Raw genomic sequence first — 26,448 nt, forward strand, 5'->3', positions numbered from 1 at the left:
GGAGTATTATGGGTCTTATTGACTGGCTGTGAAAAAAGTTAATAGATGGAATTTGTCGGAGTTATGAAGCTGGTTTTTGTCGTGGGTCTGTTGTGCTAGAATGTGCGCACTTTTGACTCCGGCCCTTTTGATTGCACAGATACAGGATTTCCAATGAAGGTTATCGAAGGAAATATCGCCGCTCCTGAGGCGCGCATTGCTATTGTTGTTGCCCGTTTCAACAGCTTCATCAACGACAGTCTGGTGAACGGCGCGGTGGACGTACTGAAGCGTCAAGGTCAAGTGCAGGACAGCAACCTGACACTGGTAAAAGTGCCGGGCGCGGTTGAAATGCCATTGGTCATCAAGAAGCTGGCCAAGAGTGGTCAATACGACGCCATCGTGGCGGTCGGTACTGTCATCCGTGGCGGCACCTACCACTTCGACCTGGTGGCAAACGAGAACAGCAAGGGCATGGCCCAGGTAATGATGGAATATGAAATTCCCGTTGCCTTCGGTGTGCTGACCACTGAAAACATTGAACAAGCCATCGAGCGTGCAGGTACCAAGGCGGGTAACAAGGGTGCAGAGGCTGCACTGGCAGCGCTCGAAATGATCAACGTCCTGAAAGAACTGGACGTGTAACGAGGAGAAGTACATTGAAACCGTCTGAGCGCCGTAAAGCCCGCCATTGCGCCACCCAGGCCATCTACCAGTGGCAGATGACCAAGGCTAACGTGGGTGACATCGAAGAGCAGTTCAAGATCGATCAGGACACCAAGGGTGTAGACCTGAACTATTTCCGCGATCTGCTGTTCGGGGTAGCCCTCCACTGCAGCGAGCTGGACAAGGTGTTTGCACCTTTCCTCTCCCGTCCGCTGGAAGAAGTGGACATGGTGGACAAGGCGATCCTGCGTCTGGCGACCTACGAGCTGACCCGTCGTGATGATGTACCGCCGCGCGTGGTCATCAACGAAGCGATCGAGCTGGCCAAAGCTTTTGCTGCCGATGACAGCCACAAGTTTGTCAACGGTGTACTGGACAAGGTGATCAAGTCGCTGAACAAGCGTTGATCCTGCTGTCCGTCAGCATCTAAGAGAGGAGCCAGCTTATTGCTGGCTTTTTACTGTATGGGTGAATTTGAGCTGATTGATAAGTACTTCAAGGTCCCCCACGCCCGCAAGGATGTGGTGATGGGCCCCGGAGATGACTGTGCCCTGCTGACCCTGCCCCCCGATACCCAGCTGGCGGTGAGCACCGACACTCTGGTGAGCGGCGTACACTTCTTTCCCGACATGGATCCGGTGGATCTCGGCTACAAGGCGCTGGCGGTCAATCTCTCCGATCTCGCCGCCATGGGGGCCGAGCCGCGCTGGGTGTCGCTGGCACTGACCCTGCCTGCCATCAACGAAGGCTGGGTCGCCGGTTTTGCCGAAGGGTTCCTGGAGCTGGCCGAGTATTACAATGTGGCGCTGGTGGGCGGGGATATGACCCGCGGGCCGCTCTCCATCACCATCTCGGTGAAGGGGTCGGTGCCTGCCGGTCGCGCCCTGATGCGCAGCGGCGCCAAAGCCGGTGACGGCATCTATGTGACCGGCACTCTGGGTGATGCAGCGCTGGCGCTCTCTCACCTGCTGGGCAAACGCACCCTCAACGAGAACCAGCTGGCCGCCGTGCTGCCACGGCTCGACCACCCCCATCCCCGCATTCTGGCCGGTCAGGCGCTGCGCGGGCTGGCGGGCAGTGCGCTGGATCTATCCGATGGTCTGGCATCGGATCTCGGCCATATCCTCAAGGCCTCCGGCGTGCGGGCCCAGATCGATCTCGATCTGCTACCGCGCTCGCCGGTGCTGCAGGATGCGGTGAGCGAGCAGGAGGCGTGGCAACTGGCGCTGGCCGGTGGCGATGACTACGAGCTCTGCTTCACCGTACCGGAGGAGCACCGCGGCGCGCTCGATACGGCGCTGGCCCACAGCGGGGTCAAGTTCAGCCGCATCGGCCGCATCGTGGCGGGCGAGCCGGGCATCGACTATCTGCGTGGCGACCAAGCGGTCGAGCTGCAACTGAAAGGGTGGGATCACTTCGCATGAGTTTGTTCAGGATAAAGCCCGAGCTGACACGACTGGATCTGAAAAATCCGCTTCACTTTTTGGCGGTGGGGTTTGGTTCCGGTCTCAGCCCCAAGGCGCCGGGCACCATGGGCACCCTGGCGGCCATTCCGCTCTATCTGCTGGTGAGCGGGCTGCCGACCCACTGGTTTATCGTCTTGCTGGCGGTGGGTTTTGTCGTGGGGATCCGTATCTGCCAGAGCGCCACCGATGCCATCGGCATGCCGGATCACGGTGCCATCGTCTGGGACGAGGTGATCGGCTTTGGCGTCACCATGATCGCAGCGCCAGCCAGCTGGGAGTGGGTGGTGGCGGGCTTCGCGCTGTTCCGGTTGTTTGATGTGCTCAAGCCCTGGCCCATCTCCTGGTTTGATCGCCGGATCCACGGTGGTCTGGGCATCATGCTGGACGATCTGATCGCCGGCCTGTTCGCCCTGTTTTGTATGCAATTACTGGCATTCTGGCTCGGTTGAGAGCCATCTTCCGGGGGATGACCGTTCTGGCATCCCCCGATTTATATCTGCTTAATTTTCATTCATCGGCATATGCTGCCGTTTATCATCCATTTCACATAAATATTCACTACTCATTCGGGGCTCGTGATTGTTTTGGAAATAGTGATAAATGCTGCTTGTTGCGTTGTTGTTGAAATTAAAGTAATGATACCAATAGAAGTACGGACGCACCGGCCATTTGTGTGATTAAAATCATCATTTATCTCTGCCGAATTGATGATTATCTGCACAAAACATTGCGGAATTGTATAACTCAATCATTTACACCCGTGGTCAAACCGTCTAAGTTACTCGCGGGTTATTCCAAAAAAATGCAAAAAACCCGCCCGGATCGCTGGTTTAACTGCTTCATGGATTGAGCATTAATTGCCCTGAGTAGCACCGGCATCTGCGGCTGATTTACGGACGAATTATTTGGGACGGATGTCCCCCGCAGAGGTAAACATGTCCTTGCTCGAAGTAAAGAACTTGCGGATCGAGTACCCCTCCCGCTACGGGGTGCTGGCCGCGGTGAAGGATCTCTCTTTCTCTATCGAAAAGGGTGAGATTGTCGGGGTGGTCGGTGAATCCGGCGCCGGCAAGTCCACCATCGGCAACGCCGTTATCGATCTCCTGAGCCCGCCGGGTCGCATCGCCCGTGGCGATATCTATCTCAATGGCGAGCTCATCTCTGGCAAGAGCCAGAACGAGATGCGGGCCATCCGTGGCTCCCGTATCGGGTTCATCTTCCAGGACCCCATGACCTCCCTCAACCCGCTGTTCACCGTTGAGCATCAGCTGGTGGAGACCATTCTGGCCAATACTGACCTCTCTCGCGAGGCCGCTTTTGCCAAGGCGCTGGAGCTGATGGGGGCGGTGGGTATTCCGCAGCCGGAGCTGCGCATCAAACAGTATCCGCACCAGTTCTCCGGTGGCATGCGTCAGCGGGTGGTTATCGCCATCGCGCTCTCCTGCGATCCGGAGCTGATCATCGCCGACGAGCCGACCACGGCGCTCGACGTCTCCATTCAGGATCAGATCCTCCAGCTTATCCGCGCCCTCTGCAAAGAGCGTCAGGTGGGCTGCATGCTGGTGACCCACGACATGGGCGTGGTCTCCAACGTTACCGACAAGGTGGCGGTGATGTATCGCGGCGATCTGGTGGAGTTCGGCCTGACCGAACAGGTGCTGGGCAGCCCCAATCACCCCTATACCCGCAGCCTCATCTCGGCGGTCCCCCGCTCCGATGTGAAGCTGGTGCGCTTCCCGCTGGTCTCCTATATCGAGGATGCCAGTGCGCCGGATACCAATATCGACCTCAAGACCCACTGGCTCGGCCAGAGTCAGGACGAGCGTGCCTATGAAGGGGCGCTGCTGCGGGTGGAGAACGTCGATCTGAAGTTCGTCACCAAGGACTCCATCTTCCCGAGCCGTCGCCAATATGTGCGCGCCTGCAACAACATCAGCTTCGAGATCTTCGAAGGGGAGACCTTCGGTCTGGTGGGGGAGTCCGGCTCCGGCAAATCGACCATTGCCCGCGCCATCACCGGCCTCTATCCGCCTGATACCGGCAAGATTTTCTTCGAGGGGATCGATCTGACCGCCCTCAAGAGCGAGCGCGAGCGTCGCCCGCTGCGCCGCCAGATGCAGATGGTGTTCCAGAACCCCTATTCGTCGATGAACCCGCGGATGAAGGTGCGCGACATCATTGCCGAGCCGATCCGCTTCCATCAGCTGGCGAGCAGCGAGAGCCAGATTGAGGGGATTGTCGGCGATCTGCTGGATCATGTGGGTCTCGGTCGTGGTGCCGGGGTCAAGTATCCCCACGAGTTCTCCGGCGGTCAGCGCCAGCGTATCTCCATTGCCCGCGCCCTGGCCACTCGCCCGCGCTTCCTTATCTGCGACGAGCCGACCTCGGCACTGGATGTGTCGGTGCAGGCCCAGATCCTCAACCTGCTCAAGGATCTGCAGCAGGAGCTCAAGCTCACCATGCTGTTTATCAGCCACGATCTGCCGGTGATCCGCCAGATGTGCGACCGCATCGGGGTGATGCAGCACGGCCATTTGGTGGAAGTGGCCGAGACCGAGAAACTCTTTACCAATGCCGAGCATGAGTACAGCCGCAAGCTGATCTCCCTCATGCCGGAGTTCAAGGGAATGTCCCGCGAGGGGCTGGAAATCGCAAGCTAGGAGAGCGCCGGTGCGCCGGTCTGCTTGTCAAAAAAAGTGTCATAAGAAAGCCAAAAGCATGGAGAACAAGATGAAGAAAGGATTGTCCAAGATTGCCCTGGCGCTGTTTGCCGCCGGTTTCGCCTTCAGTGTCTCAGCCGCTGATATCAAGGTGGGTGTCGCTTCTGACGCCACTTCGCTGGATCCGCAGGAGCAGCTCTCCGGTCAGACCCTGGAGATGTCGCACCTGGTATTCGATCCCCTGATGCGTTACACCCAGGACTTGCAGTTTGAGCCCCGTCTGGCCGAGAAGTTCGAGCGTGTCGATGACAAGACTGTCCGCTTCCACCTGCGCAAAGGGGTCAAGTTCCACTCCGGTAACGACTTCACCGCAGACGACGTGGTGTGGACCGTCAACCGCCTGAAATCCTCCGTCGACTTCAAGGCGATCTTCGATCCCATCAGCGAAGTGAAGAAGGTCGATGACTACACCGTGGATCTCGTCACCGCCAAGCCGTTCCCGCTGGTGCTGCAGACCGTCACCTACATCTTCCCGATGGACTCCAAGTTCTACACCGGCAAGACCGAAGCGGGCAAAGACAAGGCCGAGATCGTCAAAAACGGCGACTCCTACGCCTCTACCCACGTCTCCGGTACTGGCCCGTTCACCGTCAAGTTCCGCGAGCAGGGTGTGAAGCTGGATTATGCCCGCAACGCCAACTACTGGGACAAAGCCTCCAAGGGTAACGTCGAGAACCTGACCGTGGTGCCGATCAAGGAAGATGCGACCCGTGTTGCAGCCCTGCTGGGTGGCGACGTGGACATGATCTATCCGGTTGCGCCGAACGATCTGGAGCGCGTGAAGAATGGCAAGGACTCCCAGCTGGTCACCCTGTCCGGTACCCGCGCCATCATCATCGAGCTGAACCAGAACACCAACCCGGCACTGAAAGACAAGCGTGTACGTCAGGCGATCAACTACGCCATCAACCAGGTGGGCATTGTCGAGAAGATCAACAAGGGCTTCGGTACCCCTGCTGGTCAGCTGAGCCCGAAAGGCTATGCCGGTCACAACGAGGCGCTGGTGCCCCAGTATGATCTGGCCAAGGCCAAGCAGCTGATGAAAGAGGCCGGTTACGAGAAAGGCTTCAAGATGACCTTCATCTCCCCGGCTGCCCGCTACGTCAACGACGTCAAGATTGCCCAGGCTGTCTCCGCCATGCTGGCCAAGATCAACATCAAGGTGGATCTGAAGACCATGCCGGTGGCCCAGTACTGGCCCGAGTTTGACAAGTGCGCCGCCGACATGCAGCTGATCGGCTGGCACTCCGACACCGAAGATACCGCGAACTTCTTCGAGTTCCTGACCTTCACCAAGGACGCCAAGACCGGTATGGGTCAGTACAACTGCGCCGGTTACGCCAACGCCGAAGCTGACAAGCTGGTGATGGATGCCAACGCCGAGACCGATCCGGCCAAGCGTGCCGAGATGCTGAAGAAGGTCGAAGCCATGCTGATCGAAGATGCTGCCTACGTGCCGTTGCACTGGGAAGATCTGGCCTATGGCGCCAAGAAGAACGTCGACATCAAGCCGGTGGTCAACGTGATGAACTTCCCTTACCTGGGTGACCTGGTGGTCAGCAAGTAAGAGAACGTCGCAAGGAAGGACGGGGCGGGGTGGTCAGCTGGCCACTCCGCCCACTAACAGAAGCCTGTGCCACGACACAGGCCACGTAGAAGGACAAGCATGTTTACATTCCTGCTGAAACGGTTCTATCAGGCCGTGATAGTGATGTTCGTCATCAGCCTGGTCGCCTTCTCCATCCAGGATAACCTGGGTGACCCGTTGCGCGAGCTGGTGGGACAATCCGTCTCCGAAGCCCAGCGTCACGAGTTGCGCGAGAAGATGGGCCTTAACGATCCCTTCCTCATCAAATACAGCCGCTTTCTGAAAAATGCGGTGCATGGGGATTTGGGTACCTCCTATTTCTTCAAGCGACCCGCTCTCGAGGTGATCCTCGACAAGCTGGTGGCTACCCTTGAGCTGGTGTTTGCTGCCGCGCTCATCATCGTGGTGGTCTCCATTCCACTCGGTGTCTATTCGGCGATCCGCCCGCGCAGCATCCCCACCAAGATCATCATGGCGGGGAGCAGTATCGGCATCTCGATCCCGGTATTTTTGACTGCCATCATGCTGATGTACCTCTTCTCCATCCAGCTGGGCTGGCTGCCGGCCTATGGCCGCGGCGAGACCCGCAACCTGCTGGGCTGGGAGTCGGGCTTCTTCACCTGGGATGGTATCAAGCACCTGATCCTGCCCGCGGTGTCGCTATCTTCCATCATGCTGCCGCTGTTTATCCGGCTGGTGCGCTCCGAGATGCTGGAGCAGCTCTCCTCCGAGTACGTCAAGTTCGCCCGTGCCAAGGGGCTGGACAACAACAAGGTCTACTACAGCCACGCCCTCAAAAACACCATGCTGCCGGTCATTACCGTCGGCGGGGTGCAGATCGGCACCATGGTGGCCTACACCATCCTGACCGAGAGCGTGTTCCAGTGGCCGGGCACCGGCTTCCTGTTCCTTGAGGCGATCCACCGGGTCGATACGCCCCTCATCACCGCCTACGTCATCTTCGTGGGACTGATCTTCGTGGTGACCAATACCCTGGTCGACCTGCTCTACGGGTTGATCAACCCGACCGTTAACCTGACTGCCAAGGGGTAAGCATGAGTAACGCTGTAACTGCAAGCCCAAGCCGTTGGGCACGATTCAAGAACTCTGACATCGTCTACTACTTCCTGCGGGACAAGGTAGCCATGTTCAGCTTTGCGGTGTTCGTGGTATTTGTGCTGGCGGCGCTGCTGGCGCCCTGGCTCGCCCCGCACAACGTCTATGACCAGACCAGTTTTGATCTGATGGATGCCGAGTTGCCCCCCTCCTGGCTCGAAGGTGGCGAGGAGCGCTTCTGGCTCGGTACCGACAACCAGGGGCGGGATATCTGGAGCACCATCCTCTATGGCGCCCGTATCTCCCTCACCATCGGCCTGTTTGCGGTGGCGCTGCAGCTGGTGCTTGGTATCGTCATCGGTCTGATTGCCGGTTACTTCGGTGGTCGTATCGACAACCTCTTGATGCGCTTTGCCGATGTGCAGCTGTCGTTCTCCACCATGATGGTGGCGATCATCATCTCCGCCATCTTTCAGGCAACCTTTGGCTCCGAGTTCTACTCGAAGTTCGCCATCATGATGCTGGTGGTGATCATCGGTATTGCAGAGTGGCCGCAGTACGCCCGTACTGTGCGCGCCTCTGTGCTGGCGGAGAAGAAGAAGGAGTATGTGGAAGCGGCCAAGGTGATGGGGTTCCGCGCCCCGCGCATCATGTTCCGCCACATTCTGCCCAACTGTTTGTCGCCCATTCTGGTGATCTCCACCGTGCAGGTGGCCAACGCCATCATGAGTGAAGCTGCACTCTCCTTCCTCGGTCTGGGGATGCCGGTTGATCAGCCCTCGCTCGGTTCGCTTATCAGCGTCGGCTTCAACTACATCTTCTCCGGCTCCTGGTGGATCACCGCCTTCCCGGGTATCTGTCTGGTGGTGCTGGTGCTGGTCATCAACCTGCTGGGTGACTGGCTGCGGGATGTGTTTAACCCCAAGATCTACAAAGGGTAATCCAAGTCAGAAACGCAAAATAAGAAGGGCGCCAGTGAGGCGCCCTTCTTATTTTGGATTGCGTTAACTCGTTATCAGGCTTGCAGCCAGCTTTCGATGCTGCGCTGGATCCCTGCATCGTCCAGACCGAGCAGGGCATAGATCTCCTGCTGGGTGCCCTGTTCAACGAAGCGATCCGGCAGGCCGAGGTTGAGCACCGGCTTGCACTGCTTGCTGCCCATCAGCAGTTCGTTCACCGCCGAACCGGCGCCGCCCATGATGGCGTTGTCTTCGATGGTGACGAAGTGATCGTGGCTGGTTGCCAGCGACAGCACCAGTGCCTCATCCATCGGTTTGACAAAGCGCATGTCCACCAGGGTGGCATCCAGCGCTTCGGCGGCCGCTTTGGCGTGGTGCAGAAGGGTGCCAAACGCCAGAATAGCGGTGCCTTTGCCTTCTCGCAGGATACGCCCCTTGCCAAGCGCCAGTGCCTGCATCTCTGACGAGATGGGGGCGTCGCTCAGGCTGCTGCCGCGCGGGTAACGCACGGCGGCAGGGCCCTGATGGAGATAGCCGGTATAGAGCATCTGGCGGCACTCATTCTCATCAGATGGCGTCATCACTACCATGTTGGGCACGGTGCGCAGGAAGCTGATGTCGAACGCCCCCTGATGGGTCGGGCCATCGGCGCCCACCAGACCGGCCCGGTCGATGGCGAACAGCACCGGCAGATCTTGCAGCGCTACGTCGTGGATCACCTGATCGTAGGCGCGCTGCAGGAAGCTCGAATAGATGGCGACCACCGGCTTCTTGTCGGCGATGGCAAGACCGGCGGCGAAAGTGACCGCATGTTGCTCGGCAATGGCCACATCGAAGTAGCGATCCGGATATTGCTGGCTGAATTTCACCAGACCGGAGCCTTCGCGCATGGCAGGGGTGATGCCGACCAGCTTCTCGTCTTTGGCCGCCATGTCGCACAGCCACTGGCCAAAGATGGCGGAGAAGGTGGGTTTGGCGCTGCTCGCCTTGGGCAGGGCGCACTCGTCCGGATTGAACTTGGGCACGGCATGATAACCGATAGGGTCTTTTTCGGCCGGCTCGTAACCCTTGCCCTTCTTGGTTTTGACGTGCAGCAGCTGCGGGCCCTTGAGGTTGCGCATGTTGCGCAGGGTCTCGACCAGCGCCTCGATATCGTGACCGTCGATGGGGCCGATATAGTTGAAGCCGAACTCCTCGAACAGGGTGCCGGGCACCACCATCCCCTTGAGGTGCTCTTCGGCCCGCTTGGCCAGCTCCTTGACCGGTGGCAAACCCGCCAGCACCTTCTTGCCGCCTTCGCGGATGGTGGTGTAGAGCTTGCCGGACATGACCCGGGCCAGATGGTTGTTCAGCGCCCCGACATTCTCGGAGATGGACATCTCGTTGTCGTTGAGGATCACCAGCATGTCCTTGTGAACATCGCCGGCGTGGTTGAGCGCTTCAAAAGCCATCCCTGCGGTAATGGCGCCGTCACCGATCACGGCAACGACCTTGCGACCCAGCCCTTCACTCTCGGCGGCGACAGCCATACCGAGCGCCGCACCGATGGAGGTGCTGGAGTGGCCGACGGAGAGCACGTCGTACTCGCTCTCGCCACGCCAGGGGAAGGGGTGCAGACCATCCTTCTGCCGGATGGTGTGGATCTGATCTCGGCGCCCGGTCAGGATCTTGTGGGGATAGGCCTGATGGCCCACGTCCCAGATCAACCGATCGAACGGGGTGTTGTAGACGTAGTGCAGGGCGACGGTCAGTTCGACCGTGCCGAGACCGGAGGCAAAGTGTCCGCTGGAGCGGCTGACAGAGCGCAGCAGATATTCGCGCAGCTCGTTGCACAGCACCGGCAGCCGATCTTTGGGCAAGGAACGCAGCTCGACCGGAGTGTCCGCGAGGGCCAGGTTGGGGAAATTGCTAATATCAACGCTCATATTGTTACTGTTATCCAGCGTTTAGTGGGTTCGCTCGATGATGTAATCGGCAAACGCTTCCAGAATGTCGGTATTGTAGGGCAAGGATTGCAGGGCTGTTAAGGCTTTCCCATGCAGTTCGCGAGCCAGCTCACGGGCATTTTCGAGTCCGAGTAGGGCCGGGTAGGTACTTTTTTCCAGCGCCAGGTCAGAACCTTGTGGCTTGCCCAGGGTGGCGGTATCACCTGTGATGTCGAGGATGTCATCCTGCACCTGAAAGGCGAGGCCAATCGCGGCGGCATAGGTTTGCAGGGCAGCCAGCGTGGCGTCATCGACATCGGCTTTGCACAGGGCGCCGAGCGCCACGGCACATTCAATCAGTGCTCCGGTCTTGTGGCGGTGTACCTGCTCCAGCTCGGCGAGCGAGATCTGGCGCCCTTCGGCCTGCAGATCCAGCGCCTGACCGCCACACATACCGAGATAGCCGGAGGCGCGAGCGAGGGTACTCAGCATCCGCACCCGGTTGGCCATCAAGGAGTCGGGCATGGGGTGATCGGCCAGAATGGAGAACGCCAGGGTCTGCAGCGCATCACCGGCCAGAATGGCGGTTCCTTCGTCAAACGCCTTGTGAACGGTTGGCTGACCACGACGCAGGTCGTCGTTATCCATGGCGGGCAGGTCATCGTGCAGCAGGGAGTAGGCGTGGATGCACTCCACGGCAGCCGCAGGGCCATCCAGCAGTTCGCTCTTGACGCCCAGCATCTCGCCGACCGCGTAGACCAGAAACGGGCGAACCCGCTTGCCGCCCAGCAGCAGGCCATAACTCATGGCATCGCGCAGGCGCGGCGCCATGGCGGGCAAGGATTCAAGTTGTGCTGACAAACAGTCGTCAATACGCTGACGATGCAGACGGGAAAAATGGTCCAGCGCCACTCACTCCTCTCCTTGTTCTGGCTGGAAGGGGGCGAGCTGGTCACTGCCATCGGCTTGACTGAGCAGGATCTGGATCTTCTGTTCGGCCAGTTCCAGCTTCTGCTGACCGGCCCGTACCAGATGAACGCCCTGCTCGAACTGCTTGAGTGCCTCTTCCAGGGGTAGGGAACCTTGTTCCAGCTGATGAACGATGGTTTCCAGCTCTTCCAGAGTGGCATCAAAACTCAGACGGTCGATTTTTTTACTGGCCATGTCCATCCTCGGGGATTGAAAAAAACGGCTTATATTAACATCGACCGTCCACAGGGGGGAGGCAGAAAAGCATTGCCCTCTCAAACTCTCGCTAAACTGGCCGATAATGAGCCATCATTCTCAGTGGATGCATGCTTGCCGCATGGGTCGCAATAGCAGAAAATTCAACAGACTATAAATAGACATAAGAACCGGTGACAGGAGTAGGGACGTGGATCTAGGCAGTCTGATAGGGATAGTGCTGGGTTTCGGGGTGGTGGTGTACGGCATGCTGCTGGGTGGCCCCATGAGCATGTATGTTGATATGCCATCGGTCTACATCACTGTATTGGGCTCAATCTTCATCGCCATGATGAAGTTCAACCTTGGCCAGTTCCTGATGGCATTCAAGGTGGCGGGCAAAGCCTTTATGTACAAGGGCGACAAGCTTGAAGACCTGATTACCAAAGCCGTTGAACTGGCTGACGCGGCTCGCAAAGGTGGCTTTCTTGCGCTGGAGGCCGCAGAGATCCCCAATGCATTTATGAAAAAAGGGATCGACATGCTGGTGGATGGTCACGATGCCGAAGTGGTGCGTGCCGTGATGGAAAAGGATATCGACCTGACAGCCGAGCGCCATGTCATTGCCATCAAGGTCTTCCGTACCCTTGGGGATCTGGGCCCAGCCATGGGGATGATAGGTACGTTGGTGGGTCTGGTGGCCATGTTGGCCAACATGAGTGACCCCAAGTCGATCGGGCCGGCGATGGCGGTGGCCTTGCTGACCACCCTATACGGTGCGATAGAGGCCAATATGTTGGCGATCCCGATTGCCGACAAGCTGGAGCTGCGCAGCGGGGAGGAGAAGCTCAGTCGTACCTTGATCCTTGATGCCATTATGGGGATTCAGGATGGCCAGAACCCGCGGGTGATCCAGTCCATGCTGCAAAACTATCTGAACCAGTCCAAACGTAATACTGGCACCGAATAGGGGGCGCTATGTCTGATTGCAAGTGCCCACCACCAGGTCTTCCTGGTTACATGGGAACCTTTGCCGACCTGATGTCACTGCTGATGTGCTTCTTCGTGCTATTGCTCTCCTTTGCCGAGATGGATGTGCAGAAGTTCAAGCAGATAGCCGGTTCCATGGACAAGGCATTCGGGGTACAGAACATCCTTGAGGTGAAAGATATTCCCAAGGGAACCTCGGTGATTGCCCAGGAGTTCAGGCCCGGTCGCCCGGAACCCACGCCGATTGATACCGTGATGCAGCAGACCATCGATCTGACCCAGACCGAACTGGAGTTTCTGCCCGGCGAGTCGGATCAGGCCGGTGGTCAGGACAAGAGTGATGGCAAACAGACGGGGGGCGATACCGCGCAGGATGCGAAGAAGGCGCAAGAACAGTCCAATACCCTGGCCAAAGCACTCGCCGAACAGATGAAAGATCAGATCCAGGATGGCGCTATCGAAATTGAGGCGCTGGGCCAGCAGATCATCATCCGGATCAGGGAAAAAGCATCTTTCCCGGCCGGTTCGGCATTTCTGCAGCCACAGTTCTGGCCGGTCATTCGCAAGGTAGCGACCCTGCTCAAGGATGTGCCGGGTGAAATCACCATCTCCGGTCACACCGACAACGTGGCGACCGAAGATGAGCTGTTCCAGTCCAACTGGGAGCTGTCGTCGCAACGGGCGGTTGCGGTGGCGCACCAGATGCTGAAGGTCCCCGGTTTTGATCAGGGGCGACTGGTGGTGCAGGGGATGGCGGACTCCCAACCATTGGTGCCCAATACGACCCCGGAAAATCGTCGGATGAACCGGCGGGTGGAGATCGCCATCATGCAGGGCAAACCGACTGTTTCGGCCCCCATTTCCGTACCGGAAGGGAAGTAAGTGAAGGGAATGTCGATGACGCAAGTGGGATCTGCATCAGGGGGCTGACGTGGATTTTGTGTTGGCTTCATATTAAGATGCCTCATCCGAACCGATTGCTGCGGCCTCCTTGCAGATGGCCGCAGTTTCTATTTTCAAGCAACCCAGGTTTCGACTATGAATCATACTCCGATGACTGTTCGCGGCGCTGAGAAGCTGCGCGAAGAGCTCGATTATCTCAAGACCGAGCTTCGTCCCCAGATTATCGAAGCGATTGCCGATGCCCGTGAGCACGGTGATCTGAAGGAAAACGCCGAATACCATGCCGCTCGCGAGCAGCAGGGGTTCTGTGAAGGCCGCATTCAGGAGATTGAAGCCAAGCTCTCCAATGCGCAGGTGATCGATGTCACCAAGATGACCAACAACGGCCGCGTTATTTTTGGCGCGACTGTGACTCTGCTCAAGAGCGAGACAGAGGAAGAGGTGGTTTACCGCATCGTGGGTGATGATGAGGCTGATATCAAACAGAACCTCATCTCTGTCAACTCCCCCATTGCCCGGGCCCTGATTGGCAAGGAAGTGGACGATGTCGCAATCGTCAAGACCCCGGGCGGTGATGTGGAATACGAAGTGCTGGAAGTCGCTTATATCTAAGCGAATGCTACAGAAGATGAAACAGGGGGGCTTGCGCTCCCCTGTTTGCCTTTATCTATGTGATTTTTGATAAAAATCAGGACAGATACGCCTCGGAAAAGGCGTCCTGATGACGCTGAAACAACCAGTGGCGCAGCCGTTCGATGTTGCTCTCGCTCATTTGAAAGCTCAGCGCCCAGGTGGCATGGTCGGCATTGGCTTTAATGCGCCTAACCAGTCGTCCCTGCAGTGGAAGAGGGGCCTCTTGCTCGATGCAGAGCTCGCCGTTGATGGGGGTGTCGGCCACCATGTCGATTGGCAAATTTTCCACGATGAGGCCGTTGAGGGAGAGGCTGAGTACCTGAAACAGGCCCAGCTCGCTGCATAGCTTGGCTTTTTGGGTGAGACGCCAGGCGCGCGGTTGCGCAACCCCCAGCTCCCTGATGACCGGTGCAGATAACCGGGGCTCGACGAAGCCATCTTCCCCTTGAGTAAAGCTCAGGGGAAAACGCAGCTGATGGCCTGCGAAGCGGGCTTCGAGTACAAGGTGTTCGGCTTTTTGCAGCAAGCCAAGCATGGGGGCATCGAGGTGACCACTCAGAACATGGGTGTCCTGATTGCTCCCCAAGTCCCGCAGCATGGCCAGCTCATCGTCGGTCAGAATAGGATGGTGAGCCATAATGCGTGTCCGGAAGTATTCATCGCAGGTTAAGGGCTTTGCGACTACTTTGGCAAGCGACTCGGGAAGAAGTGGAATAAGGAAAGAGCGATGCTCTTTCCTTTTACTTGCGGGGCAGCTGGATTTTGGGTTCGTTGGCTTGACGATAGATGGTCAGCACATGACCCATGCTTTGCACCTTGATTGAACCGGTTTCACGGACGATAGCATCCATAACCAGTTGTTTCATTTCGCGATCTTCAGAGGCAACCTTAACCTTGATCAGCTCGTGATGGTTCAGTGCCAGATCGATCTCGGCCAGTACACCTTCGGTCAGACCATGCTGACCCAGCAGGACGACAGGCTTGAGGCTATGGGCAAGGCCCTTGAGGTACTGTTTCTGTTTATTGTTGAGAATCATCGCAATTTCTTCATAAGTCAGGGTTGAAAGGGGCGTATTCTACCCCCACTTAGCCCTTAATACTAATAACCCTTGTGGTTTTTTAAAGTCGATTATCATGACCCAGAAAAAACGTTCCCCCAGTTCAACTCGCTGGTTAAAAGAACATTTCGACGATCAATACGTCAAAAAAGCCCAGAAAATGGGCCTGCGTTCTCGTGCTGTTTTCAAGATTGACGAGATCCAGGGCAAGGATCGCTTGCTGAAACATGGCATGACCGTAGTGGATTTGGGGGCAGCCCCCGGTGGTTGGTCCCAGTTTGCGGTTGAACAGGTTGGTGATTCGGGTCGCGTCATCGCATGTGACATTTTGCCGATGGATCCCATTGCTGGTGTCGATTTCCTGCAAGGGGACTTTCGGGAGGAAACTGTACTCGGCGCCTTGCTGGAACGAGTGGGTCCCGACAAGGTCGATGTCGTGATGTCTGATATGGCGCCCAACATGAGCGGTACCCAGCAGGTAGATCAGGCTCGCGCCATGTATCTGGTCGAGCTGGCGCTGGACATGTGCAATCAGGTATTGCGTAGTGACGGCAGTTTCGTAGTGAAGGTGTTTCAGGGAGAGGGCTTTGATGCCTATCTCAATGAAATTCGTAAACTTTTCTCCGCTGTCAAAATTCGTAAACCAGACTCATCCCGCGCCAGATCACGGGAAGTCTACATTGTGGCTACCGGTTTTAAACTGTAGTACCCTAACCTTCATCGTTAACTGTCAGTCTGCGAGGTTACTGATTTGAGTGACATGGCGAAAAACTTAATCCTGTGGCTGGTCATCGCCGTCGTTTTGATGTCGGTGTTCAATAGCTTCAGCCCCAGCGATACCACCAGTCGCCAGCTGGACTATTCCAGCTTCGTTAAAGAGGTGACCCAAGAGCAGATCCGTGAAGTGCGGATGGACGGTAAGGTCATTAATGGCGTCAAGCGTACTGGTGAACGATTCACCACCATTATCCCTGCGCCGGATCCCCAGCTGCTCAACGACATGCTCAATCACAATGTCAAAGTGATGGGTGAGAAGCCGGAAGAGCCGTCTCTGTTGACCTCTATCTTCATCTCCTGGTTCCCGATGCTGCTGCTGATCGGTGTCTGGGTCTTCTTCATGCGTCAGATGCAGGGCGGCGGTGGCAAAGGTGCCATGTCGTTTGGCAAGAGCAAGGCTCGCCTGATGAGCGAAGATCAGATCAAGACCACCTTTGCTGATGTTGCAGGTTGCGATGAGGCCAAGGAAGAGGTGAAGGAGCTGGTCGACTATCTACGCGACCCGAGCAAATTCCAGAAACTGGGTGGCAAGATCCCGACCGGTGTGCTGCTGGTTGGTCCTCCCGGTACCGGTAAGACCTTGCTGGCCAAGGCTATTGCGGGCGAGGCCAAGGTGCCGTTCTTCACCATCTCCGGTTCCGATTTCGTGGAGATGTTCGTCGGTGTCGGTGCCTCACGGGTGCGTGACATGTTCGAACAGGCCAAGAAATCTTCCCCTTGCATCATCTTCATCGATGAAATTGATGCGGTCGGTCGTCAGCGTGGCGCCGGTCTGGGTGGTGGTCACGATGAACGTGAGCAGACCCTTAACCAGATGTTGGTCGAAATGGATGGTTTTGAAGGCAATGAAGGCATCATCGTCATCGCAGCCACCAACCGTCCTGACGTACTGGATCCGGCACTGCTGCGTCCGGGCCGTTTCGACCGTCAGGTTGTGGTCGGTCTGCCGGATGTCCGTGGTCGCGAGCAGATCCTGAAAGTGCACATGCGCAAAGTTCCGTTGGCGGATGACGTGAATCCGGCGCTGATTGCCCGTGGTACCCCCGGTTTCTCCGGTGCGGATTTGGCGAACCTGGTCAACGAGGCAGCCCTCTTCTCTGCCCGTGAGAGCCGCCGAGTGGTCTCCATGGCTGAGTTCGAGAAGGCCAAGGACAAGATCATGATGGGGGCAGAACGCCGCTCCATGGTGATGAAAGAGTCCGAGAAAGAGATGACTGCATATCATGAAGCTGGCCATGCCATCATTGGTCGTCTCGTTCCTGACCATGACCCGGTTTACAAGGTCTCTATCATTCCGCGCGGTCGTGCGCTGGGTGTTACCATGTATCTGCCGGAGCAGGATCGCTGGAGCCACTCCAAGCAGCATCTGGAGTCAATGATCTCCAGCCTGTATGGCGGTCGCCTGGCAGAAGAGCTGATCTATGGTGCCGAGAAGGTTTCTACTGGCGCTTCCAACGACATCGAGCGAGCGACCGACATTGCACGCAAGATGGTGACCCAGTGGGGTATGTCCGAGCGTCTCGGCCCAATGCTCTACGCGGAAGAAGATGGTGAGGTGTTCCTCGGTCGCAGCATGGCCAAGGCCAAGCACATGTCCGACGATACCGCGCGTGTCATCGATGCCGAGGTCAAGCAGGTCATCGACCGCAACTACGCCCGTTCCAAGCAGATCCTGCTGGATAACATGGACGTGTTGCACAGCATGAAAGATGCGCTGATGAAGTACGAGACCATCGACGCCAAACAGATCGATGATCTGATGGCGCGTCGCGAGGTGCGTGCTCCGAGCAACTGGCATGACGAGCACGGTGATACCCCGCAAGGCGGTTCCACCGTGGCTGCCGAGGCCAAGCCTGCCGATGAGGCTGCACCGGTGGCGGATGTCACTATCGACAAAGCCAACGACGCTCCGGCCAAATAATCGTGACTATCCAAACCCCGGGCTTGCCCGGGGTTTTTCTTTATCAGATGGATGTGAAAATGCAGTTAACCAGCAAGGGGCTCAGCCTCTCCCTCGATCGTCCCCATGTGATGGGGATCCTCAATGTGACGCCCGACTCCTTCTCCGATGGCGGTAATTTCAACCAGTTTGAACGGGCAATGGCCCATGCGCGCCAGATGGTCTCTGACGGTGCGACCCTCATCGACATCGGTGGCGAGTCAACCCGCCCTGGTGCGCCCGATGTGAGCGAGCAGGAGGAGCTGGACAGGGTCATTCCTGTCGTAGAGCAGATGGCCCGTGAGCTGGATGTGATGATCTCCCTCGATACCTCCAAAGCTGCTGTGATGCGGGAGGGTTGCAAGGCGGGTGCCCATCTGATCAACGATGTGCGGGCACTGCAAGAACCTGGAGCACTGCAAGCCGCGGCCGAAGCTGCTGTTCCTGTCTGCCTGATGCACATGCAAGGTCAGCCGCGAACCATGCAGGTCGAGCCGCACTATGACGACCTGATCGGGGAGGTACGCGCCTTCTTTGATGAGCGTATTGCGGCTTGCCTGGCGGTCGGGATCCGTCGTGAAGAGCTGTTGCTGGATCCGGGATATGGCTTTGGCAAGACCCTTGCACACAACTATCAGCTGTTGGCGGCTCAACAGGAGTTGCTTGATTATGGCTTGCCGCTATTGGTGGGGATGTCGCGAAAGTCTATGATAGGCAACTTGCTGGGCCGTCCGGTGGATGAGCGTCTGGCGGGCAGTCTGGCATGCGCCCTTATCGGTATGCAGCATGGGGCTCGCATCATCAGGGTACACGATGTAAGGGAGACCATCGACGCATTGCGCGTCGGTTGGCTGGCAATGACGGGACAAGATTTTATTTCCAGATAATAAAGAGAACAGACAATGGCAAGAAAGTATTTCGGTACCGATGGTGTGCGTGGCAAGGTTGGCGAATACCCGATCACTCCTGATTTTGTAATGAAATTGGGTTGGGCTGCCGGCAAGGTGCTCTCCAAGAAGGGCACCAAAAAGGTGCTGATTGGAAAAGATACCCGCATCTCCGGTTACATGCTGGAATCCGCGCTGGAAGCGGGGCTCTCTGCGGCAGGCCTCAAGGCCATTCTGATGGGTCCCATGCCCACGCCGGCGGTTGCCTACCTGACTCGCACTTTCCGTGCCGAAGCTGGCATCGTCATCAGCGCTTCCCACAACCCCTTCTATGACAACGGCATCAAGTTCTTCTCCGCCGATGGCACCAAGCTGCCTGATGATGTCGAGCTGGCTATCGAAGCCGAGCTGGATCACGAGCTCAAGTGTGTCGAGTCGGCCGAACTTGGCAAAGCAGTGCGCATTGATGATGCCGCCGGTCGCTATATCGAATTCTGCAAGAGCACCTTCCCTTCCCACATGAATCTGGATGGGGTGAAAATGGTGGTCGACTGTGGCCACGGCGCCACTTACCACATTGCGCCGTCGGTTTTCCGAGAGCTGGGTGCCGAAGTGATCACCATGGGCTGCGCCCCGGATGGCCTCAACATCAACGATGGGGTCGGTTCGACTGCGCCTGACGCTCTGGTTGCCAAGGTACTGGAGTGCAAGGCTGATCTGGGGGTTGCCTTTGATGGTGATGGTGACCGTCTGATCATGGTTGACCACACCGGCTATCTCATCGACGGTGATGAAGTGCTCTATATCATCGCGCGCGATGCTCTGCGCAATGGTCGCCTCAAAGGCGGTGTCGTCGGCACCCTGATGGCCAACATGGGTCTGGAGCTGGCGCTGCAAACACTGGGCATCCCGTTTGCCCGTGCCAAGGTGGGTGACCGCTATGTGCTGGAGATGATGGAAGAGAAGGGCTGGCGTATCGGTGGCGAGAACTCCGGCCACATAATCTGTCTGGATCAGACCACTACGGGTGATGGCATCGTAGCCGCCTTGCAGGTGCTTACCGCCATGCGCAGTGCCGAGATGCCGCTTGCCAAGCTGCGCTCCGGCATGAGCAAGTTCCCGCAGGTGCTGGTGAATGTTCGCTTTGCCGAAGGCAAGGATCCGCTGGCTGCGGATGCTGTCATGGCTGAGGTTGCCAAGGTGGAACAGGAGCTGGCTGGTCGTGGTCGCGTACTGTTGCGTAAATCAGGTACCGAACCGCTGATCCGGGTCATGGTCGAAGGGGAGCATGAACAGCAGGTGCGTGACATGGCTCAGCGCATCGCCAAGCAGGTTGAATCGGCGTTTTAATGAACAACCAGGGCGGCTTTTTAGCCGCCCTGGTTGTATCTTGTTCAAACGATTCAAAAATTTAAAAATAGCACTTGTCAGCTGAGCATCCTCTGGATATTATCAGCCCCGCTTTCGCAAGGGAGTTGCCGATGGGACATCGCAAGCCGTTTGTAGCAGCCAACTGGAAGTTGCACGGTAGTAGGTCGCAATTAGAGCAGTTTACGAGTCAGTGCCTAAACGGCGTTGACGGAAAAGTAGATGTGGTTCTCTGTCCTTCCCATGTGCATCTCGACTTTAGCGCTTCACTGCTCAATGAGCAGAAGGTAATAAAGTTGGGGGCTCAGAATGTGAGTCAGCACGCGACTGGCGCTTACACTGGAGAAATCTCGTGTCGGATGCTGGTAGAGGCAGGGTGTCGTTACGTATTGGTAGGGCACTCCGAGCGTAGGCGTCTCTTTGGTGAGACCAGTTTTATCGTCGCAGAGAAGTTTGCGGCAGCCAGAGCGGCAGGCTTGATTCCCATCCTCTGTTTAGGTGAATCAGGTGCGGCTAGGCAGGCGAGAAGAGCCTTTGAGGTGATCGCTGAAGAGCTGGATATCGTCATAGAGAAAAATGGCGCGATGGCTTTCGATAATGCTATCATCGCCTACGAGCCGATTTGGGCTGTAGGTACAGGTAAATGCGCCACACCCGAGCAGGCACAAGAGGTTCATTCCTTTATACGTGGTCGCTTGGCGGAGGATACTCCGGTAATAGGTGAAAAAGTTAGAATCATCTATGGTGGGAGCGTAACGCCGAGCAACGCGAGAGATTTGTTTGCACAGCCCGACATTGATGGCGGACTGATTGGCGGAGCAAGCCTCGATAGCGATGCGTTTTTAGGAATTGTTGAAGCGGCAAAGGGTGCAAGTTAAATGTACGAGATTCTTTTAGTCGTTTATCTGCTGGTTTCACTGGCTCTGATTGGTCTGGTGATGATTCAGCAAGGTAAAGGGGCTGATATGGGCGCCTCCTTCGGCGCAGGGGCATCGAACACAGTATTCGGCTCCGGTGGTTCAGGCAGTTTCCTGACCCGAACAACAGCAATTTTGGCTACTCTGTTTTTCGTTATCAGCCTGGTGCTCGGATCTATGTCCAGCAACAAGGTAAAGCAGGGTAGTGAATGGGAAAATCTGCAACAAACCCAACAGGTTGAGCAGACCAAAGCGCCAGTGAAGAAAGATACTGACGTTCCCGAATAAGAGTTTTGCCGTGGTGGTGGAATTGGTAGACACGCTATCTTGAGGGGGTAGTGCTCTAGGGTGTGCGGGTTCGAGTCCCGCCCACGGCACCAATTAAGCAGTGAGCTCGGGAAGCCGAGTGTATTATAGCCAGTCAGTCTTGTATCTAGAGAGTGAAGTGGCTATAATCTCGCACGATTTCGGACGCGGGGTGGAGCAGCATGGTAGCTCGTCGGGCTCATAACCCGAAGGTCGTCGGTTCAAATCCGGCCCCCGCAACCAAATTTCACGCATTTCCTACGCTCAGGAAGGCGGTCGCTGCGAGGCGACAATCAGGGTAAAGCGCCAAGCCCCGATTTGACATCGGGGCTTTTTGTTATGTGCAATTTACTCTGAATCGATATCTATCTGGGCTTTATGCCCTTTTTTTGTTTTTCGGAGGGTGACTTTGGCTACGTTGGAACAACGTTTGACCGATCTGCTCGAGGCTCCGGTCGTTGCCTTGGGTTTTGAACTTTGGGGTATTGAGTTTATCCGTGCGGGTAAACACTCCACCTTGCGTGTCTATATCGACGGCGAGCAGGGTGTGACTGTCGAGAACTGTGCTGAGGTCAGCCATCAGGTTGGCGCCATCATGGACGTCGAAGATCCCATCACCGAGGAGTATTACCTCGAGGTATCCTCCCCTGGCCTGGATCGTCCCCTGTTCAAGGTTGCCCATTTCGAAAAATACGTTGGCCAAGAGGCGGCGGTAACGCTTCGGATGGCAACAAACAACCGCCGCAAGTTCAAAGGCGTAATCAAAGCTGTGCAAGGCGACATGATCACCCTGACAGTAGATGGTAAGGACGACGTGTTGGCTTTCACCAATATCCAAAAAGCGAACATAGTGCCGAACTTTGGTTAACGAGGCTATCGGATATGAATAAAGAGATTTTGCTGGTCGTTGACGCAGTATCCAACGAGAAAGCGGTACCCCGCGAGAAGATCTTCCAGGCTCTGGAAACCGCGCTGGCGACTGCGACCAAGAAGAAATATGAAGGCGAGATTGAAGTTCGGGTCGAAATCGATCGCAAGACCGGTGACTACGACACTTATCGCCGCTGGGTAGTCATTGCGGATCAAGCCGCGATGGAGAACCCCTATGCTGAAATCACCCTGGAAGCGGCACAAATTGATCAGCCGGAAATCCAGATCGGTGAGTATGTTGAAGACCAGATCGACTCTGTGACCTTCGACCGTATCACTACCCAGACCGCCAAGCAGGTTATCGTGCAGAAAGTGCGCGAAGCCGAGCGTTCACAAGTAGTTGATCAGTTTAAAGATAAAGAAGGCACCATCATCAGTGGTGTGGTCAAGAAGAGCAACCGCGACAACGTCATTCTGGATCTGGGCAGCAATGCTGAAGCCGTGATCTTCCGTGATGACATGCTGCCGCGTGAAACCTTCCGCCCGGGCGACCGTGTCCGTGGCCTGCTCTATGCAGTGCGTCCGGAAGCCCGTGGTTCCCAGCTGTTTGTCAGCCGTTCCAGCCCGGACTTCCTGAAAGAGCTGTTCCGTATCGAAGTACCGGAGATCGGTGAAGAGATGATCGAAATCATGGGCGCTGCCCGTGATCCGGGTTCCCGCGCCAAGATCGCGGTGAAGACCAACGATCGTCGTATCGACCCGATCGGTGCCTGTATCGGTATGCGTGGCGCCCGTGTGCAAGCTGTCTCCGCCGAGCTGAGCGGTGAGCGTGCCGACATCGTGCTGTACGATGACAACCCGGCCCAGTACGTGATCAATGCCATGGCACCTGCCGATGTGGCCTCCATCATCGTTGATGAAGACAACCACACCATGGATATCGCCGTGGAAGCTGCCAACCTGGCTCAGGCCATCGGTCGCAATGGTCAGAACGTGCGTCTGGCCTCCCAGCTGACCGGTTGGGAACTGAACGTGATGACCGTTGAGGACATGCGTGCCAAGCACCAGGCCGAAAACGACCGCATCATGAACCTGTTCACCAGCACCCTGGACATCGACGACGATTTCGCCGGTCTGCTGATGGAAGAGGGCTTCTCTACCCTGGAAGAGATCGCCTTTGTACCGGTTAACGAGCTGCTGGCTATCGACGGTCTGGATGAAGACATGGTCGAAGAGCTGCGCAAGCGCGCCAAAGATGCCCTGACTACCAAGGCACTGGCCAAAGAAGAGTCTTTCGATGGCGTTGAGCCGTCCGAAGAGCTGCTCAATCTGAACGGTCTGAGCCGCGAACTGGCTTACGCTCTGGCGGGCCGTGGCGTGGGCACTCTGGAAGATTTGGCTGAGCAAGGTATCGATGACCTTGCTGATATTGAAGGGCTGACTGCCGAGAAGGCAGGTGAGCTCATTATGGCTGCTCGCAATATCTGTTGGTTCGGAGAAGAGCAGTCCGAGTAAGATCAAACGGAGGAAAATGAATGGCAGAAGTATCAGTCAAACAACTTGCCACTGACATCGACACACCGGTTGATCGTCTTCTCCAGCAGTTTGTCGATGCCGGTATCAGCAAGAGCAAGGCCGACGACATGGTCAGCGAGTCTGAGAAACAGGCCCTGCTGGCACACCTGAAGAAACAGCATGGAGGTGACGAGGTCGCCGCTCCTGCCCGCATGACCTTGCAGCGCAAGACCAAGAGCACCATCAGTGTTCAGGGGACTGGCGGCAAGAACAAGGAAGTGCAGGTAGAAGTGCGCAAGTCTCGCACCTATGTAAGACGCTCGGCGCTGGAAGATGAACAGCGTCAGGCGGAAGCCGAGGAAACAGCGCGTTTGGAAGCAGAAGAAAAAGCTCGTCGCGAGGCCGAAGAGAAGGCTCGCCTCGAAGCTGAAGAGAAGGCTCGCCGTGAGGCTGAGCAAGCTCGTCGTGAAGCTGAGGAAAAGGCGCGGATCGAGGCACAATCAAAGGCTCGACAGGCTTCACAGCCCGCCAAAGCAGCCAGTAGCACAGCTCAGCAAGAGGCAGAAAAGATGGCCAAGCGCGAAGCAGAAGAACTGAAGCGCCAACAGGAACAAACAGCTTTGAAAAAAGCTGAAGAACTCGCCGCGAAGAAAGCCGAAGAGGCTCGTCTCATGGCGGAACAGAACGCAGCCCGCTGGGCTGAAGAAGAGGCCGCTCGCGCCAAAGAGAGCAGCGACTACCATCTGACCACCAACAAGCATGCGCAAGCCGCAGAAGACGAGTTGGATCGGAAAGAAGAGACCAGCCGCCGCACTGCCGCAGCTGCCAAGGCACCGAAGAAAGCCGGTCGTCGTGAAGATGATCGCGACTCTCGCAACCCGCGTGCCCGCAAAGGCAAGCGCGGCAAGGTCGCCATGCCGAACGCCATGAAGCACGGCTTCAACAAGCCGGCTGCCGTGGTGAACCGCGACGTCGTCATCGGCGAGACCATCACTGTGGCCGAGCTGGCCAACAAGATGGCCGTCAAGGGCGTTGAAGTCATCAAGGTGATGATGAAGATGGGTGCCATGGCCACCATCAACCAGGTGATCGATCAGGAGACCGCTCAGCTGGTCGCCGAGGAGATGGGTCACAAGGTTGTGTTGCGTCGTGAGAACGAGCTGGAAGAGGCGGTACTGTCCGATCGTGACGAGACCTCCGAAGCCAAGCCGCGCGCACCGGTCGTGACCATCATGGGTCACGTTGACCACGGTAAGACCTCGCTGCTCGACTACATTCGTAAAGCCAAGGTTGCTGCTGGCGAAGCCGGTGGTATTACCCAGCATATCGGTGCTTACCACGTCCAGACTGACAGTGGCATGATCACCTTCCTGGATACCCCGGGTCACGCGGCGTTTACCTCCATGCGTGCTCGTGGTGCCAAGGCGACCGATATCGTTGTTCTGGTTGTTGCAGCTGACGACGGCGTGATGCCGCAAACCATCGAAGCTATCCAGCACGCCAAGGCTGCCGGTGTGCCGCTGGTTGTGGCGGTCAACAAGATCGACAAGCCGGAAGCGGATCCGGATCGCGTCAAGACCGAACTGGCCCGTTACAACGTCATGTCCGAAGATTGGGGTGGAGACTGCCAGTTCGTGCACGTATCCGCCAAGTCTGGCGAAGGCATCGACGACCTGCTGGAAGCCATCCTGATCCAGGCTGAAGTACTGGAGCTGAAAGCGGTGGTTGACGGCATGGCCAATGGCGTCGTGATCGAATCCTTCCTGGATAAAGGTCGTGGTCCGGTTGCTACCGTACTGGTACAAGAAGGTACTCTGCGTCAGGGCGACATCGTTCTGTGTGGTCTCGAGTACGGCCGTGTTCGCGCCATGCGTGACGAACTGGGTCGCGAGATCAAGGAAGCGGGTCCGTCCCTGCCGGTGGAAATCCTGGGTCTGTCCGGCGTTCCCTCTGCCGGTGACGAAGCCACCGTTGTCCGTGACGAGAAGAAAGCCCGTGAAGTGGCGCTCTATCGTCAGGGCAAGTTCCGCGAAGTCAAGCTGGCTCGCCAGCAGAAGGCCAAGCTGGAAAACATGTTCGCCAACATGACCGAGGGCGAAGTGTCCGAAGTGAACGTGGTGATCAAGGCCGACGTACAAGGTTCTGTGGAAGCGATCTGCGATGCGCTGGTCAAACTCTCCACCGACGAAGTGAAGGTGAAGATCGTGGGTTCCGGCGTAGGTGGTATCACCGAAACCGACGCGACCCTGGCTGCTGCTTCCAGCGCCATCCTGGTTGGTTTCAACGTCCGTGCCGACGCATCTGCGCGCAAGGTCATCGAATCCGAGAGCCTGGATCTGCGTTACTACTCCGTCATCTATGACCTGATCGACGAAGTGAAGCAGGCCATGAGCGGCAAGCTGGCCCCTGAGTATCGTCAGGAGATCATCGGTCTGGCTGAAGTGCGTAGCGTCTTCAAGTCTCCGAAGTTCGGCGCAGTTGCCGGCTGTATGGTTACCGAAGGTGTGGTCAAGCGTTCCAACCGTATCCGCGTTCTGCGTGACAACGTGGTTATCTATGAAGGTGAGCTGGAATCCCTGCGCCGCTTCAAGGATGACGTCAACGAAGTTCGCAACGGCTACGAGTGTGGTATCGCGGTCAAGAACTACAACGACGTGCGCGAAGGCGACCAGATCGAAGTTTACGAGACTGTTGAAATCCAACGGACTCTGTAAGCCGAGAGTTAGACAAAATAGGGGGCCGCGGCCCCCTTTTATCGCAGG

General features: G+C 57.0%; 25 protein-coding genes and 2 tRNA genes. 22 read left to right on the forward strand and 5 right to left on the reverse strand.

Features of this window, described 5'->3' with window-relative positions; all coding sequences use genetic code 11:
* The first annotated feature begins 153 nt into the window (after positions 1–153).
* From ribE to AB5Y73_RS14285, 8 genes are all read left to right on the forward strand, one after another.
* Positions 154–624, forward strand: a complete 471-nt coding sequence (ribE, locus tag AB5Y73_RS14250; protein ID WP_019445931.1) for a 6,7-dimethyl-8-ribityllumazine synthase — start codon at positions 154–156, stop codon at positions 622–624.
* 14 nt (positions 625–638) lie between these two features.
* The gene (nusB, locus tag AB5Y73_RS14255; protein ID WP_005343514.1) at positions 639–1,052 is read left to right on the forward strand and encodes a transcription antitermination factor NusB; all 414 of its coding nucleotides are present in this window, start codon (positions 639–641) and stop codon (positions 1,050–1,052) included.
* Between the two features lie 57 nt (positions 1,053–1,109).
* Entirely contained in the window at positions 1,110–2,069 is a 960-nt protein-coding gene (gene thiL / locus AB5Y73_RS14260; RefSeq protein ID WP_075115601.1) for a thiamine-phosphate kinase, read from the forward strand.
* Positions 2,066–2,560, forward strand: coding sequence for a phosphatidylglycerophosphatase A (locus AB5Y73_RS14265; protein WP_075115414.1), 495 nt, complete (start codon positions 2,066–2,068; stop codon positions 2,558–2,560). The genes thiL and AB5Y73_RS14265 overlap by 4 nt, the downstream gene beginning before the upstream one ends.
* Before the next feature lie 486 nt (positions 2,561–3,046).
* Positions 3,047–4,771 (forward strand): ABC transporter ATP-binding protein, encoded by a 1,725-nt coding sequence (locus AB5Y73_RS14270; RefSeq protein WP_005358467.1) that lies wholly within the window; start codon positions 3,047–3,049, stop codon positions 4,769–4,771.
* Positions 4,772–4,841: 70 nt separating this feature from the next.
* Complete coding sequence (locus tag AB5Y73_RS14275) at positions 4,842–6,398, forward strand: ABC transporter substrate-binding protein (RefSeq protein WP_075115415.1); 1,557 nt, start codon at positions 4,842–4,844, stop codon at positions 6,396–6,398.
* 99 nt (positions 6,399–6,497) lie between these two features.
* Positions 6,498–7,472: an ABC transporter permease gene (locus tag AB5Y73_RS14280; protein ID WP_005338853.1), complete on the forward strand. Its 975-nt coding sequence runs from the start codon at positions 6,498–6,500 to the stop codon at positions 7,470–7,472.
* A gap of 2 nt (positions 7,473–7,474) precedes the next feature.
* Positions 7,475–8,416 carry an ABC transporter permease gene (locus tag AB5Y73_RS14285; RefSeq protein WP_040068611.1) on the forward strand — a complete coding sequence of 314 codons (942 nt, stop codon included), beginning with the start codon at positions 7,475–7,477 and terminating at the stop codon, positions 8,414–8,416.
* A gap of 74 nt (positions 8,417–8,490) precedes the next feature.
* Here AB5Y73_RS14285 and dxs read toward each other — a convergent pair whose 3' ends face one another.
* From dxs to xseB, 3 genes are read right to left on the reverse strand one after another with little or no spacing between them, the layout of a single operon-like run.
* Positions 8,491–10,359, reverse strand: coding sequence for a 1-deoxy-D-xylulose-5-phosphate synthase (dxs, locus tag AB5Y73_RS14290; RefSeq protein ID WP_075115416.1), 1,869 nt, complete (start codon positions 10,357–10,359; stop codon positions 8,491–8,493).
* A 21-nt stretch (positions 10,360–10,380) separates the two neighbouring features.
* Positions 10,381–11,271 carry a (2E,6E)-farnesyl diphosphate synthase gene (gene ispA / locus AB5Y73_RS14295; protein ID WP_005349523.1) on the reverse strand — a complete coding sequence of 297 codons (891 nt, stop codon included), beginning with the start codon at positions 11,269–11,271 and terminating at the stop codon, positions 10,381–10,383.
* Complete coding sequence (gene xseB / locus AB5Y73_RS14300; RefSeq protein ID WP_005338838.1) at positions 11,272–11,523, reverse strand: exodeoxyribonuclease VII small subunit; 252 nt, start codon at positions 11,521–11,523, stop codon at positions 11,272–11,274.
* Between the two features lie 211 nt (positions 11,524–11,734).
* Here xseB and pomA point away from each other — a divergent pair, with 211 nt between their 5' ends.
* From pomA to greA, 3 genes are all read left to right on the forward strand, one after another.
* On the forward strand, positions 11,735–12,493 hold the full coding sequence (gene pomA / locus AB5Y73_RS14305; RefSeq protein WP_005349525.1) for a flagellar motor protein PomA: 759 nt from the start codon (positions 11,735–11,737) through the stop codon (positions 12,491–12,493).
* 8 nt (positions 12,494–12,501) lie between these two features.
* The gene (locus tag AB5Y73_RS14310; protein ID WP_005349528.1) at positions 12,502–13,395 is read left to right on the forward strand and encodes a flagellar motor protein MotB; all 894 of its coding nucleotides are present in this window, start codon (positions 12,502–12,504) and stop codon (positions 13,393–13,395) included.
* A 156-nt stretch (positions 13,396–13,551) separates the two neighbouring features.
* Complete coding sequence (gene greA, locus AB5Y73_RS14315; RefSeq protein WP_005338833.1) at positions 13,552–14,028, forward strand: transcription elongation factor GreA; 477 nt, start codon at positions 13,552–13,554, stop codon at positions 14,026–14,028.
* A 76-nt stretch (positions 14,029–14,104) separates the two neighbouring features.
* On the opposite strand, the gene AB5Y73_RS14320 is transcribed toward greA, so the two are convergent.
* Positions 14,105–14,686, reverse strand: a complete 582-nt coding sequence (locus tag AB5Y73_RS14320) for a PilZ domain-containing protein (protein ID WP_107682540.1) — start codon at positions 14,684–14,686, stop codon at positions 14,105–14,107.
* 103 nt (positions 14,687–14,789) lie between these two features.
* Positions 14,790–15,086, reverse strand: a complete 297-nt coding sequence (yhbY, locus tag AB5Y73_RS14325) for a ribosome assembly RNA-binding protein YhbY (RefSeq protein WP_005338829.1) — start codon at positions 15,084–15,086, stop codon at positions 14,790–14,792.
* 97 nt (positions 15,087–15,183) lie between these two features.
* Here yhbY and rlmE point away from each other — a divergent pair, with 97 nt between their 5' ends.
* The 11 genes from rlmE (at position 15,184) to infB (ending at position 26,400) form a co-directional block, all read left to right on the forward strand.
* Positions 15,184–15,813, forward strand: coding sequence for a 23S rRNA (uridine(2552)-2'-O)-methyltransferase RlmE (rlmE, locus tag AB5Y73_RS14330; protein ID WP_005338828.1), 630 nt, complete (start codon positions 15,184–15,186; stop codon positions 15,811–15,813).
* Between the two features lie 45 nt (positions 15,814–15,858).
* Positions 15,859–17,805 carry an ATP-dependent zinc metalloprotease FtsH gene (gene ftsH / locus AB5Y73_RS14335; protein ID WP_005343537.1) on the forward strand — a complete coding sequence of 649 codons (1,947 nt, stop codon included), beginning with the start codon at positions 15,859–15,861 and terminating at the stop codon, positions 17,803–17,805.
* Between the two features lie 59 nt (positions 17,806–17,864).
* Positions 17,865–18,710 (forward strand): dihydropteroate synthase, encoded by an 846-nt coding sequence (gene folP / locus AB5Y73_RS14340; protein ID WP_107682539.1) that lies wholly within the window; start codon positions 17,865–17,867, stop codon positions 18,708–18,710.
* Positions 18,711–18,725: 15 nt separating this feature from the next.
* Entirely contained in the window at positions 18,726–20,060 is a 1,335-nt protein-coding gene (gene glmM / locus AB5Y73_RS14345) for a phosphoglucosamine mutase (protein ID WP_005338823.1), read from the forward strand.
* A gap of 131 nt (positions 20,061–20,191) precedes the next feature.
* Positions 20,192–20,956 (forward strand): triose-phosphate isomerase, encoded by a 765-nt coding sequence (gene tpiA, locus AB5Y73_RS14350; RefSeq protein WP_107682538.1) that lies wholly within the window; start codon positions 20,192–20,194, stop codon positions 20,954–20,956.
* Positions 20,957–21,283: a preprotein translocase subunit SecG gene (gene secG / locus AB5Y73_RS14355; protein WP_005338811.1), complete on the forward strand. Its 327-nt coding sequence runs from the start codon at positions 20,957–20,959 to the stop codon at positions 21,281–21,283.
* Positions 21,284–21,290: 7 nt separating this feature from the next.
* Positions 21,291–21,375 (forward strand) — tRNA-Leu (locus AB5Y73_RS14360).
* A 92-nt stretch (positions 21,376–21,467) separates the two neighbouring features.
* Positions 21,468–21,544 (forward strand) — tRNA-Met (locus AB5Y73_RS14365).
* Between the two features lie 166 nt (positions 21,545–21,710).
* Positions 21,711–22,169, forward strand: coding sequence for a ribosome maturation factor RimP (gene rimP / locus AB5Y73_RS14370; RefSeq protein ID WP_005338809.1), 459 nt, complete (start codon positions 21,711–21,713; stop codon positions 22,167–22,169).
* A gap of 14 nt (positions 22,170–22,183) precedes the next feature.
* Positions 22,184–23,686: a transcription termination factor NusA gene (nusA, locus tag AB5Y73_RS14375; protein ID WP_005338808.1), complete on the forward strand. Its 1,503-nt coding sequence runs from the start codon at positions 22,184–22,186 to the stop codon at positions 23,684–23,686.
* A 20-nt stretch (positions 23,687–23,706) separates the two neighbouring features.
* A complete protein-coding gene (gene infB, locus AB5Y73_RS14380; protein ID WP_005338806.1) occupies positions 23,707–26,400 on the forward strand; it encodes a translation initiation factor IF-2 in 2,694 nt (897 codons plus the stop codon).
* Positions 26,401–26,448: the final 48 nt, after the last annotated feature.

This window comes from Aeromonas sp. s7(2024) (assembly GCF_040907825.1).
GTDB classification, from domain to species: domain Bacteria; phylum Pseudomonadota; class Gammaproteobacteria; order Enterobacterales; family Aeromonadaceae; genus Aeromonas; species Aeromonas veronii.